General features: G+C 65.2%; 11 protein-coding genes. 1 reads left to right on the top strand and 10 read right to left on the bottom strand.

The window, feature by feature from the left end; all coding sequences use genetic code 11:
* Nucleotides 1-7: 7 nt before the first annotated feature.
* The 6 genes from FFS37_RS07910 to FFS37_RS07885 form a co-directional block, all read right to left on the bottom strand.
* Nucleotides 8-1,393, bottom strand: a complete 1,386-nt coding sequence (locus FFS37_RS07910; protein ID WP_137930375.1) for an NAD(P)/FAD-dependent oxidoreductase — start codon at nt 1,391-1,393, stop codon at nt 8-10.
* Between the two features lie 80 nt (nt 1,394-1,473).
* Nucleotides 1,474-2,586: an ABC transporter ATP-binding protein gene (locus tag FFS37_RS07905; RefSeq protein WP_137930374.1), complete on the bottom strand. Its 1,113-nt coding sequence runs from the start codon at nt 2,584-2,586 to the stop codon at nt 1,474-1,476.
* On the bottom strand, nt 2,583-3,380 hold the full coding sequence (locus FFS37_RS07900) for an ABC transporter permease (RefSeq protein ID WP_137930373.1): 798 nt from the start codon (nt 3,378-3,380) through the stop codon (nt 2,583-2,585). The genes FFS37_RS07905 and FFS37_RS07900 overlap by 4 nt, the downstream gene beginning before the upstream one ends.
* Entirely contained in the window at nt 3,380-4,249 is an 870-nt protein-coding gene (locus FFS37_RS07895) for an ABC transporter permease (RefSeq protein WP_137930372.1), read from the bottom strand. Before FFS37_RS07895 ends, FFS37_RS07900 begins: the two co-directional genes overlap by 1 nt.
* A 23-nt stretch (nt 4,250-4,272) precedes the next feature.
* The gene (locus tag FFS37_RS07890; RefSeq protein ID WP_137930371.1) at nt 4,273-5,343 is read right to left on the bottom strand and encodes an extracellular solute-binding protein; all 1,071 of its coding nucleotides are present in this window, start codon (nt 5,341-5,343) and stop codon (nt 4,273-4,275) included.
* Between the two features lie 35 nt (nt 5,344-5,378).
* A complete protein-coding gene (locus FFS37_RS07885; RefSeq protein ID WP_137930370.1) occupies nt 5,379-6,056 on the bottom strand; it encodes a helix-turn-helix domain-containing protein in 678 nt (225 codons plus the stop codon).
* Nucleotides 6,057-6,587: 531 nt separating this feature from the next.
* On the opposite strand from FFS37_RS07885, the gene FFS37_RS07880 reads away from it, so the two are divergent.
* Nucleotides 6,588-6,974: a DUF2794 domain-containing protein gene (locus FFS37_RS07880; RefSeq protein WP_137930369.1), complete on the top strand. Its 387-nt coding sequence runs from the start codon at nt 6,588-6,590 to the stop codon at nt 6,972-6,974.
* 81 nt (nt 6,975-7,055) lie between these two features.
* Here FFS37_RS07880 and FFS37_RS07875 read toward each other — a convergent pair whose 3' ends face one another.
* The 4 genes from FFS37_RS07875 to FFS37_RS07860 all read right to left on the bottom strand — a co-directional run bounded on the left by FFS37_RS07875 (nt 7,056) and on the right by FFS37_RS07860 (nt 11,994).
* Entirely contained in the window at nt 7,056-7,622 is a 567-nt protein-coding gene (locus tag FFS37_RS07875) for a GNAT family N-acetyltransferase (protein WP_137930368.1), read from the bottom strand.
* 123 nt (nt 7,623-7,745) lie between these two features.
* A complete protein-coding gene (locus tag FFS37_RS07870) occupies nt 7,746-8,519 on the bottom strand; it encodes a Bax inhibitor-1/YccA family protein (protein WP_137930367.1) in 774 nt (257 codons plus the stop codon).
* 230 nt (nt 8,520-8,749) lie between these two features.
* On the bottom strand, nt 8,750-11,299 hold the full coding sequence (locus tag FFS37_RS07865) for an ABC transporter permease (protein WP_137930366.1): 2,550 nt from the start codon (nt 11,297-11,299) through the stop codon (nt 8,750-8,752).
* Nucleotides 11,299-11,994: an ABC transporter ATP-binding protein gene (locus tag FFS37_RS07860; protein WP_137930365.1), complete on the bottom strand. Its 696-nt coding sequence runs from the start codon at nt 11,992-11,994 to the stop codon at nt 11,299-11,301. The genes FFS37_RS07865 and FFS37_RS07860 overlap by 1 nt, the downstream gene beginning before the upstream one ends.
* Between the last annotated feature and the right edge of the window lie 75 nt (nt 11,995-12,069).

The raw sequence follows: 12,069 nt of genomic DNA, 5'->3' as shown, positions 1-12,069 counted from the left end.
TGAAAGTTCAATGCCCGGTCAGCCGGTCGGCGAAGGCGGCCAATCGCGATGTCCGCCCAAGCCCCTTGGCCTCGCGCTGGTCGGCGATGCGGTAGAGCTGGTACATGGAATGCACGCCGAGCCAGCGCAGCGGCTCCGGCTCCCATTTCTTGACCGTGCGGTTGACCCAGGGAAGCCGCGTCAGTTCGGTGTCGTGGCCGAGCACGAGGTCGCGCAAGGTGCGGCCCGACAGGTTGGAGCTCGAGACGCCGAGCCCGACATAGCCGCCGGCCCAGCCGATGCCGGTCTCGCGATCGAAACCCGAGGTGGTGCACCAGTCGCGCGGCACGCCGAGCGTACCGCACCAGGCATGGTCGAGGCGCAGGCCCCTGGTCTGCGGCAGCAGCCTGGTCAGCACATCGTGCAGCTGGTCGATCGTCGCCTGCTGGGTCTGGCCGCGCACATCGGTGCGCGAGCCGAAGCGGTAGGGCACCCCACGGCCGCCCATGGCGATCCGCCCTTCCCGGGTGCGCTGCGCATAGCAATAGGTGTGCGCAGCGTCGCCCAGCACCTCGTAGCCGCTCCAGCCGATCTGGTCCCACAGCGCCTGCGGCAGCGGTTCGGTGACCACGATGGCGCTGTTCAGCGGCAGCCACAGCCGCTTGTATCCGGGAATGCCGGCGGTGAACCCTTCGGTGGCGCGAATGATCTTTTCGGCGCGCACGATGCCGCGGTTGGTGGTGACCTTGCCTTTCTCGATCGCCAGCACCTGGGTCTGCTCGTGGATCGCCACGCCGAGCCGCACCACCGCAGCCGCCAGGCCCTGCACCAGCTTGGCCGGCTGCACGCGGGCAACGTTGCGCACGACGAAGCCGCCAAGCGCCTTGTCGATCGCGATGCGCTGCCGCGCCTCCCGGGCGTCGAGGAAGGCGAGCCGCTCGGGCGGCATGTCCCAGGCGAGCAGCTCCTCATATTCGGCCCTGGCGCGCTGCAACTGCGCGGCGTTGGTGGCGACGGTCATGTTGTCGACGCGGCGGATATCGGCATCGATGCCTTCTGCCTGCGTCACCGAGATAACTTCGTCGACGCTGCCGAACATGGCGCGTTGCATATCGATGACCGCGCCGCGCGACGAGGTCTTGGCGTATTTCTCGCGCGACCAGCTGAACCCGCCCGACAGCCAGCCGCCATTGCGGCCCGAGGCGCCGTAGCCGGCGAATTCCTTCTCGACGATGGCGATGCGCAGCGAAGGCTGCGCCTTCTTCAGGTAGTAGGCCGTCCACAATCCCGTGTAGCCGGCGCCGACGATGCAGACATCGGCCTCGATGTCGCCCGGCAAGGGAGGCCGATAGGCCGGGACGCCGCCTATGTCGGCATACCAGAACGAGACATCGCCATTGCGCTTGGCCTGCATGGTGAACTTGCTTTCAAAGTGCCAATTCCGGGAAAAGGCGCCGAGCGGCTTCCGTGCGGAATTGCGTGGACGGGGTGGGTTCAGGTCAGTGTCAGGTCGGCCTTGTCGTCATCGGCCAATAGCTTGACGTCGCGGCCGGCAAACAGCACATCGACCTCGTCGCCGATGGCGAAGGATTGCGCCTCCAGCGCCGAGCGCACGATGGCCTTCGACCCGTCCGCCAGCACGACCTCGTATTTCGAGCCGGAGCCGAGATAGATCGCTTCGCCGACGCGGCCGGCCAGCCGGTTCCGGCCTGCATCGGCGGCGCCGCGCGGGGCAAGCGCCAGCTTTTCAGGGCGCAGGAGCATGACCGGGCTGCCGCCATCGGCAAGCCGCTTGTCCGTCACGACGGTCTGGCCCGATATCACGATCGCGGTTTCGCCGGCCGAAGTGGCGGCCTGTCCGCGCAACACGGTCGAATCGCCAATGAACTTGCCGACGAACAGCGTCGCCGGTTCATCATAGAGCTCGCGTCCGGTGCCGATCTGTTCGATGCTGCCGCGGTTGAACACCGCGATGCGGTCGGAGAGCACCAGCGCCTCCTCCTGGTCGTGCGTCACATAGACGAAGGTGGTGCCGAGTTCGCGATGGATGCGCTTGATCTCGAGCTGCAGCCATTCGCGCAATTTCTTGTCCAGCGCGCCCAGCGGCTCGTCCATCAACAGCAGCGGCGGATCGAACACGATGGCGCGCGCCAGCGCCACGCGCTGCTGCTGCCCGCCCGAAAGCTCGCTCGGATAGCGATGGGCGAAATCGGCCATCTTGACCATGTCCAGCGCCTGGCGGACGCGGCGTTCGCGCTCCGCCCCGGTGACGCCGCGCAGCGCCAGCGGGTAGGCCACATTGCGGCCGACCGTCATGTGCGGAAACAGCGCATAATGCTGGAACACCACGCCGATATTGCGCTTGTGCGCCGGCACGCCGACGACGCTTTTGCCGCCGACCAGCAGCTTGCCGCTGGTGGCGTCGGTGAAGCCGGCGATCACGTTCAGCGTCGTCGTCTTGCCCGAGCCGCTCGGCCCCAGCAGCGTCATGAACTCGCCTGGCTTGATATGCAGCGACACGGCGTCGAGCGCCTTGAAGCTCCCATAGTCCTTGCTGACCGTATCGAGATCGATCGCAGCGCCGCGATTTTCCGGTCTCGGATTCATGGGCGTCCCTTCCGCTCGCGGCCAAGGAGAAGCATGCCGCCTCCGATAAGCAATGTGGTGGCGCACAACAGGATGGTGCCGACGGCCGCGACCGTCGGGTCGGCGTCGCGCGTGATCGAGGAAAAGATCTGCACCGGCAATGTCTTCAGATAGGGGTTGGTGATGAACAGCGACACCACGATCTCGTCGAAGGACGTGGCGAAGGCGAACAGCAGGCCAGACAGCATGCCGGGCAGGATCAGCGGCAAAGTCACCGTGCGGAATGTCGTCAGCGCGCCGGCGCCCAGGCTTGCCGCCGCCGTCTCCAGCCGCTTGTCGAAGACCTCCAGATTGGCCGACACCGCGATCAGCACGAAGGGCAGCGCCAGTATGGTGTGGGCGAGCACGAAGCCGGTCAGTGTCCCGACCAGATGGGCGTCGAGATAAACCGCGTAAATGCCGATCGCCAGCACCACGCCCGGCACCACCATCGGCGTCAGCATGAGCATGCGCAGCACATTGGCCGGGCGGGCCCGCATGCGGTCGAGACCGAAGGCCGCGAGCGTGCCCAGCACCGTCGCCAGCACCGCCACGATCGAGGCGACCTTCAGCGAGTTCAGGAAGCTCGACGTCCAGTCGGGATTGGTGAAGAAATTCTGGTACCACTGCCAGGAAAAGCCCTGCGGCGGAAACGCCAGCGACTTGTTCTCGTTGAACGACATCGGCACGACGACCAGCGTCGGTGCCACCAGCCATATCGCCACCAGCAGGCAGACGAGGCCGAGGATGACACGGGTGAGCGGCTTCATCTCCATCAGCGCCGTCCCGCTTCGCGATGGCGCGAGCGCATCACCGGCGCCGCCAGCGCCAGAAGCACGAAGGTGGTGACCAGAAGCACCACGCCCATGGCGCCGCCGCGGCCCCATTGCAGCAGGCTCAGCACCTGCGTCTGCACCAGCGTCGACAACATGGTCGAGCGCGGCCCGCCGAGCAGCGCCGGCGTGATGTAGAAGCCCAGCGCCAGGATGAAGACGATGATCGCGCCGGCATAGACGCCCGGCAGCGACAACGGCAGGTAGACGGTGAAGAACGCGCGGAACGGCCGCGCACCCAGGCTTTGCGCCGCCCGCATCAGCCTGAGGTCGATGCCCCTCATCACCGAATAGAGCGGCAGGATCATGAACGGCAGCAGCACCTGCGCCATGCCGATCACCACGCCGGTCTGGGTGCGGATCAGCCTGACGCCGTCAAGGCCGACCGACCGCAGCACTGAATTGATGACGCCGGAATCCTGTAGCAGGATCACCCAGGACAGCGTGCGAACCACGCCGCTCACCCAGAACGGGATGAGCACGCAAAGCACCAGCGCCAGCCGGACGCGCGGGCCGACGGCGGTCATCAGGTAGGCATAGGGATAGGCACAGACCACGCAGACCAGCGTCACCCAGGCCGAGATGACGAAGGTGCGTTGAAGCACCGTCAGATTGACCGGCGTGCCGAAGAACCAGACATAGTTTTGCGCCCCCCATTGCGGCTCCGAAAGGCTGCGCAGCACGATGGTGAAAAGCGGGTAGCCGATGACCGCTACCAGCAGCAGAAGCGCCGGCAGCGTGAGCGCGAACGGCCGCCATGCCCAGCCGGCCCGTTTCGGGACCGAAGGCGTCGTCGGTTCGAGCGCGCTCACTGCCTTGCCTTTCCGTCAGCCGATCAGTTGCCGGCCATCAGCGCGGACCACTTCTCCTGCGCCACCGCGAAGTTCGGCACCCAGAACTTGAAGTTCTGCTTGTAGCCCTGCGCCTGGCGTTCGGGTGAGTTGGTCAGGAAGGCGGAAACGGAAGCGTCGACCTTGGGCTGCGCTTCGCTGTTGATCGGCGTGTAGGATGTCTTCTCCGCCAGGATTTCCTGCGACTGCTTGCCGAGATAGGCATTGATCAGTGCGTAGGATGCATCGGTGTCCTTGACGCCGACCGGGATTGTCATCTGGTCCATCACCACCAGCCAGTCCTGCCAGGCCGGTGCGTATTTGGCGCCGTTCTTGACCGCGGTCATGGCGCGGCCTGTCCACATCATCAGCATGTCGGCTTCGCCGGATTCGGCAAGCTGCTGCGATTCGGCGCCCGTCTTCCAGAAAATGGTATCGGGGCCGAGCTTGCGGACCACGTCGATGGCCTTGTCGATATCGGCCACCGTCATCGCTTTCGGGTCGCCGCCGGAAACCTTGAACGCCTGTTCCAGCAGGCCGCCGGTCGGGCTGCCTGAACCGTCGATGCCGCGCACGCCGGGGAATTTCTGCGTGTCGAAGAAGTCGGCCCAGCTCTTGGGCGGGTTATCCTTGTACTTCTCCTTGTTGTACATCAGCACGACGCCGTAATTCATCGCCGGAACGGAGCATTCACCGACCTGCCCCTCGGGAATCTTCGAGACGTCGAGCTTGGTGAGATCCAGCTTCTGGAACAGCTTGCCACAATAGACATAGGGCGGCAGGTCGTCGGTATCGACGACGTCCCAGGTCACGTTGCCGGACTCGACCTGCGCCTGCAGTTTGGCGATCTCGGTCGGTCCGTCATTGAGCAACTTGACGCCGGATTTATCGACGAACTCCTTGAGCGCCGCCGCCTGGCCGTCCTGATAGATGCCGCCATAGGAGACGAGCGTCAGCGTCTTGCCCTTCAGCGAGCCTTCGGCAACCTCTCCGGCCACCGGCTTCGATTGCGCGAACGCCGCCGTTGCCGCCAGAAGCATGGCGACGCAGGCCGTGTGTCCAAGTTTCAGTCTCATGGTCAATTCTCCCATTTCACAACCCGCATATGTTGTCATTCACCCGGTTGCGAGCGGTTCCCGGGCTTGTATTGATCGAGTTCGAGCGCACCCGCGGTCGGCGGCGCGATGATCCAGAGCACTTCCGCCGGCGTGGTGCCGACATTGACCGTGCGATGCGGCACCGTGGTCGCGTATTCGACGCTGTCGCCTTCGCGCATCAGGTGGCGCTCGTCGCCCAGCGTCAGCTCGACCATGCCCTTGAGCACCACGAACATCTCGTGCTCGCCGCTGTGCACATAGGCCTCGTCGCCGGTGGAGCCGCCGGCCTCGAAATGTCCGGCATAGACCTCGAACTGGCGGATCGGACGCCGCGACAATAGCATCTTGCGGCCGTGCACGCCGACCGGCAGCACCGGCCGGTCCGCGCTTTTCAGGACCTTGTGAAGGGGACGGCTGGCATCTTCGAACAGGTCGTTGATGCCGAGGTCGAGAGCGGCCGCGATCTTAAGCAGCGTCCCGGTATTGGCGCCGCACAAATTGCGCTCGAGCTGGCTGATGAAGCTGGCGGTCGTGCCTGTCATGTCGGCGAGCTGGCGCAGCGAAACACGCCTTGCGGTGCGCAGCGCCTTGATGCGCGCGCCGACACCGCCCGTTTCCTGGCCGGTTGCCTGTTGCGCGCCGGTGGCAGCACTGTCCAATTCTTTTGCCGTGGAGTTCGAAGCTCGTGGCATTATCGTTCCCATCTCACTTAACACCTTATTAAGTGGAAACGGGAATGGCAAGCGGGGCTTCGCCGGAACAGATCCAGGAAAGCGTGAAACGGCTTCTACGGGAAAAGCGCGACGCTTTCCCGGAAGATTACGGAAATGGGTTGGAAGCAGCCATGAAAAAACCGACGTCAGCTTGCTTCTGACGTCGGTCATTCAGGTTTTGGGATCGTCGCACCCGATTTTTCCAAGGAAAAACCGAGGTTGGTTCGATCCGACGCAGACCCGTGGGCGGGGGGCTTGGGGTTTACGAGCCGGTGCCGGACCGAACCGTCTCAGGCAACGCCGGTAAATTCGTCGGACATTGGGGCATGAGCGCGGATAAAAAATGGCGAGAATGTGGCGAAGCATCACCAATTCCAACACGCAACGTTACAAAAGTGACTGGACGTCACCGAAAGGGCGCACTGCCGCCTTCGCTTCGCCGGCTCTTGCAATTGCCCCGCGAAGGGGCCAACTTTGGTTGGCAAAGATTCATTTTCGAGGGATCGAGGCATGACGGACGACAGCGGCGGGACGGGGGATGGTGACGCATCCGCAATATTGATCCCGCTGCACGAGGCGCGCAACGCACGCCTCGACCAGCCCGTGCGCTTCGACCGGCGTGAACTCGACCAGATCCTCAGGCTCTACGGGCGCATGGTCGCCGCCAATGAATGGCGCGACTACGCCATCGATCATCTTACCGACCGGGCTGTGTTTTCGGTCTTCCGCCGCGCCAGCGAGGTGCCGCTGTTCCAGATCGTCAAGGACCCGAAATTGGCCCGCAAGCAGGGCGCTTTCGCCGTCATCGCGGCAGGCGGCCGCATCCTCAAGCGCGGCCAGGAGCTCGGCCGCGTGCTCGGCGTCTTCGACAGCAAGCTCAGGGTCGTGGAGGCTTGAGCGGACAATTGGATTGGAGAATTGAGGAATAAACACGACTGGCCGAAAGGCCGAGTGTCTTCCTCAATTCCCCATTTTCTCTCAGGTCCCGCGAAACTTCCTCTCCGGCAACGAGTCCGGATCGGGCGGCAGCGACGCACCGCCGTTCAGCGCCAGCTGCATGAACACCGTGTCGAGCCAGCGCCCGTGCTTGTAGCCGGAGCCTTCGAGCCGACCTGAGTGACGGAAGCCGAGTTTTTCGTGTAGCCGCACCGAAGCGCTGTCGGGACGGCCGTCACCGATCACGGCGACGATCTGGCGGAAGCCCGCCGCTTCCGCCGCCGCGATCAATGCCCGCATCAGCATCAGGCCGACGCCCTGGCCCTTGGCTTCAGGCGCGACATAGACCGAATCCTCAACGATGAAGCGATAGGCCGGGCGCGGCCGGAAGGGACCGGCATAGGCATAGCCGAGCACAGCTCCGTCCCTTTCAGCTGTCAGATAGGGAAAGCCGCCGCCGGCGAGCGTTTCGAACCGCGCGCCCATTTCGGCGCGGCCTGGCGGCTCCAGCTCGTAGCTTGCCGTGCCGTTCCGCACCGCGTCGGCATAGATCTCGGTGATGGCGTCGAGGTCAGCCGGGATAGCCGCGCGTATCACGATACTGCTCATTATTTATGCAACCCTCTTATCTGCTGACGATAAGAGCAAAGGATGTCGAAAAAGAAAAGGGCGGCCCTTGGGCCGCCCTTTCCAAACCCGATGGTCCAGTCAGACCATGGCAGAGACCAGGCCTTAGCGGCGGTCGCCCATGAACTGCAGCAGGAACATGAACAGGTTGATGAAGTCGAGGTAGAGCGTCAGCGCGCCCATGATGGCCTTGCGGCCGGCGACATCGGAAGCGTCGCCCTCGAAATACATCTCCTTGATCTTCTGCGTGTCGTAGGCGGTGAGGCCGGCGAAGACCAGCACGCCGATCGCCGACACGGCGAAGGACAGCGCCGACGACTGCAGGAAGATGTTGATCACCGACGCGATGATGATGCCGAACACGCCCATGATCAGGAACGAGCCCATGGCCGTCAGGTCGCGCTTGGTGGTGTAGCCGAACAGCGACAGCGCGCCGAAGGCGGCGGCGGTGGCGAAGAAGGTCTGCGAGATGCTTGCCGTGGTGTAGACCAGGAAGATCGACGACAGCGACAGGCCGACCAGGCCGGCATAGACCCAGAACGTCGTCTGCGCCGCCGATACGCTCATCGACTGGACGCGGAACGACAGGAACAGCACGGCGGCCAGCGGGGCGAGCATGACGACCCAGCGCAGCGGCGACCCGAAGATCGCGTAGCCGAACGACGTCAGCATCTCGCCGCTCGGCAGCGTTGCGACAGCCGAGGCCGGATCGGTGGTGGTGGCCAGCATGATCGTGCCGATCGCGGCAAGGCCGGTGATGAGGAGGCCAAGCCCCATCAGATTGTAGACACGGATCATATAGGCGCGCAGGCCCTGATCGATGTCAGCACGGACGCCGGGCACCGCCGACGTCTGATAATTGCGAATGGGATCAGCCATTGGAAACCTCTGTTGCTACTGCCCCGTCCGGTGTCGGGCCTCTTACGGACCCAGGCGCCGCTGGCGGGGCTCCAGCATGCCTGTGGCGAAATATGATGGTTATTCGCGTCAAGAACAAGACCGTAACGGGATGTAACGGTTCGTGAGAGGGCAAACCGCCGATTCCCGGGCTTTCCGGACGGCATCCTTACCAAGATTTAATCGACGGAGGCGGTCTGAAGCCCGCCAACTCAGAGATCGCGCAGCACCGGAGCCGCCTTCTGGCCAAGCACGCGCCAAGTGCCGGCAAGCCCGATGCCGACCGTGATCACCAGTGCGAAGACGATGGTCGCCACCGCCACCTCGGGCATGAAATGCGAGGGCAGCGTCATGATGCGTGCCACGATATACCAGGCCGCGACCCCGCCGGCCGCCAGCGCGAACACCGCGGTCGCCAGTCCGATCAGCATGTACTCGAGCGAGAACGCCGTGATCAGCGTTCGCCTCGTGGCTCCCAGCGTCTTCAGCACCACCGCGTCGTGGACGCGCGCGCGGTTGCCGGCGGCGAGCGCCCCGGCCAGCACCAGCACCGAGGCGATCAGCGCCACGCCGGCCGCCGCCCGGATCGCCGTGCCGAGCTGGCCGACCAGCCGGTTGACGACATCGAGCGCGTCCTTGACACGCACCGTCGTCACCGCCGGAAAGGCTCGCGTCACGGCATTGAGGATGCGGGCGTCGTCGGCCGTCGTGGCGTTCTTCTCGGTCAGCGTCGCCATCCAGCCATGCGGCGCCCCAGTGAAGGTGTTAGGCGAGAACACCATGACGAAGTTGATGCCCATCGTCTCCCACTGGACCTGGCGGAAATTGGCGATCCTGGCGGTCACGTTGCGGCCGAGCACATTGACGGTGACGGTGTCGCCGAGCTTCAGCCCGATCTCCTTGCCTTCCTGCGCCGCGAACGACACCAGAGGCTCGCCGGAATAATCGGCTGGCCACCAGCTGCCTTCGGTCAGCGTCGCGTTTTCAGGCTTTGCAGCGTCATAGGTCAGGCCGCGATCGCCTTTCAGCACCCAGGCGCCTTCCGCCGGAACCTTGACCTTGTCGACGTCGATGCCATTCAGCGCCATCACCCGGCCGCGCAGCATCGGCACCTTGGCGAATGTCGCCTGCGGCGCCTCCTTGCCGATCAGCGCCGAGAACGCATCGACATCGCTGCTCTGGATGTCGACGAAGAAGAAGTTCGGTGCCCGTTCGGGCAAGCTGCCGGAAATCTGTTGCCGCAGGTTCCCATCGATCAGCGCCAGCGTCACCAGCAGCGTCAGTCCAAGCCCCAGCGACAGCACCACCGAGGGCGTCAGCGCGCCTGGCCGGTGGATGTTGCCGACGGCAAGCCGGAGCGCCACGGAGCGCACGCGCGGGCTCTTCCTCGCAGCCCATTGCACCAGCGCCCCGACGAGGCGCAGCACCAGGAAGGCGAAGACCGTGGCGGCCACGAAGATCGAGGCGATGCGCTGGTCGCCCGAGAACAGGATGGCCAGCGCCGCCAGCACCAGCGCGATGCCGAGGGCGAATGCGACATAGACCGGACGCGGAAAGCCGCGACCTTCCAGGCCCATCTCCCTGAACAGCGCCGTCGCCGGCACGTCGCGCGCGCGGCCGAGCGGCAAGAGCGCGAAGGCCAGCGTCACCAATAGGCCGAACAGCGCCGCCATGGCGAGCGCGCCGGGATAGAAGCCGCCTTGCGCCGGCACCGGAATGACCGATTGAAGCGCCGCACTCGCCGCGAACGGCATCAGCGCCCCGAGCACCAGGCCGACGGCGATGCCGAGCGCCGCGATGATCAGGATCTGCACGAGATAGACGACAAAGACGAAACCGCCCGACGCGCCGAGGCTCTTGAAGGTGGCGATGACGCCGCGCTTGCCGTCGAGATAGGCGCGCACCGCGTTCGCCACGCCGACGCCGCCGACCACCAGCGCCGTCAGCCCGACCAGAGTCAGGAACTGCGAAAAGCGGTCTATGTTGGCCGAAAGCGCGGGCGCCGCGTTCTCGCGCGTCCGGATCGACCAGCCGGCCTCCGGGAAATCCCGCGCTGCCTGGTCCTGGATGGCCTTGAGCCGCGCCTCGCCGGCATCGGCGGGCAGCCGGACCTTGTAGGCGTTCTCGACCAGGCTGCCCGGCTGCACCAGCCCGGTGGCCGCGAGGCCCTCGGTCGAGATCAGCAGCCTGGGCGCGAAGCCGAATCCGTCGGACACGGCATCCGGCTCGGTGACCAGCCTGGCGCGCAGTTCGAAGGTGGCGCTGCCCAGTTTCAGCCGGTCGCCGGGCTTGAGATGAAGCCGTTCGAACAGAAGATCCGGCGCCGCCGCGCCGAAAACGCCGGCCTGCTCCGCGAACAGTTCCTGTTTCGACAGCACCGGTTCGGTTTCCAGCGTCCCGTAGAGCGGGTAGGCGTCGTCGACCGCCTTGGCCTCGACCAGCGCCTGGTCTGACCCGTCGGCCAGGCGCGCCATCGAACGCATGCTGGCGGTACGCGAGACGACGCCGAGCCCCTCGAGGAAGCCGCGTTCGGCCTCGCTGGCGTCGCGCTGGTTGATCTGGAAGCGCAGATCGCCGCCAAGCAGCGTCTGACCCTGGCTGGCAACGCCCGCGCTGATCGAGCGGGCCACCGAATTGACGCCGCCGATGGCCGCGACGCCAAGCGCGATGCAGGCCAGGAAGATGGCAAAGCCCGACAGGCCGCCACGCATCTCGCGCAGCGAAAAGCGGACGGCGAGCTTCAGCGTCTGCGCCAGCGGCATCAGGCGATGACCTTGACCGGCGCCGGCGCCTCGATCCGGCCCGAACGCATCGAAACCTGACGCGAGCAGCGCGCCGCGAGCGCCGGATCATGCGTGACCAGCACCAGCGTCATGCCGCGTTCGGCCGCCTTGGCGAACAGGAGGTCGGCGACCTGCCGGCCCGTCGCCTGGTCGAGATTGCCGGTCGGCTCGTCGGCGATCAGGATGCGCGGCGAGGGCGCCAGCGCCCGTGCGATCGCCACGCGCTGCTGCTCGCCGCCCGACAACTCGCCGGGATAGTGCGTGACGCGGTCGCTCAGGCCGACGGCCGCGAGTTCGCGCGCCGCCACCGCAAACGGATCGGCGTGGCCCGCCAGTTCCAGCGGTACCGCGACATTTTCGAGCGCCGTCATATTGGGGATGAGATGAAAGGACTGAAACACGATGCCAATGTTTCGGCCACGAAACGAGGCAACCTGGTCCTCGCTTTTTCCGTTGAGCAACTCGCCGGCTATTCGTACCGTGCCCGAATCGACCCGTTCCAGTCCGGCCAGCACCATCAGCAGGGTGGACTTGCCTGAACCGGAAGGGCCGACGATACCGGTGGCCTCGCCGCGCGCCACTTCAAGGCTGACGCCCTTGAGGACATGGACCGACGAGGCGCCCTCGCCGAGCGTCAGGGATACGTCTTTCAGCGCGATCACGGCTTCTGTCAAAATCAAAGCGTCCTATATGGAGAATGATGGCTCCGCTGGCCGGAAGCCGTCGCCCGGAAGAATCCTTGGTCATAT

The sequence above is a fragment of the Mesorhizobium comanense genome, assembly GCF_005503535.1.
Taxonomy (GTDB): domain Bacteria; phylum Pseudomonadota; class Alphaproteobacteria; order Rhizobiales; family Rhizobiaceae; genus Mesorhizobium; species Mesorhizobium comanense.
Note: the sequence above shows the minus strand (reverse complement) of the source record. Positions and strands in the feature narration are given on the sequence as shown.

Bases quoted from the DNA above. Each gene is read 5' to 3' on its own strand.
- FFS37_RS07910 (WP_137930375.1), bottom strand. From the start codon at position 1,393: ATGCAGGCCAAGCGCAATGGCGATGTCTCGTTCTGGTATGCCGACATA.
- FFS37_RS07905 (WP_137930374.1), bottom strand. From the start codon at position 2,586: ATGAATCCGAGACCGGAAAATCGCGGCGCTGCGATCGATCTCGATACG.
- FFS37_RS07875 (WP_137930368.1), bottom strand. From the start codon at position 7,622: ATGAGCAGTATCGTGATACGCGCGGCTATCCCGGCTGACCTCGACGCC.
- FFS37_RS07880 (WP_137930369.1), top strand. From the start codon at position 6,588: ATGACGGACGACAGCGGCGGGACGGGGGATGGTGACGCATCCGCAATA.
- FFS37_RS07885 (WP_137930370.1), bottom strand. From the start codon at position 6,056: ATGCCACGAGCTTCGAACTCCACGGCAAAAGAATTGGACAGTGCTGCC.
- FFS37_RS07870 (WP_137930367.1), bottom strand. From the start codon at position 8,519: ATGGCTGATCCCATTCGCAATTATCAGACGTCGGCGGTGCCCGGCGTC.
- FFS37_RS07890 (WP_137930371.1), bottom strand. From the start codon at position 5,343: ATGAGACTGAAACTTGGACACACGGCCTGCGTCGCCATGCTTCTGGCG.
- FFS37_RS07900 (WP_137930373.1), bottom strand. From the start codon at position 3,380: ATGGAGATGAAGCCGCTCACCCGTGTCATCCTCGGCCTCGTCTGCCTG.
- FFS37_RS07865 (WP_137930366.1), bottom strand. From the start codon at position 11,299: ATGCCGCTGGCGCAGACGCTGAAGCTCGCCGTCCGCTTTTCGCTGCGC.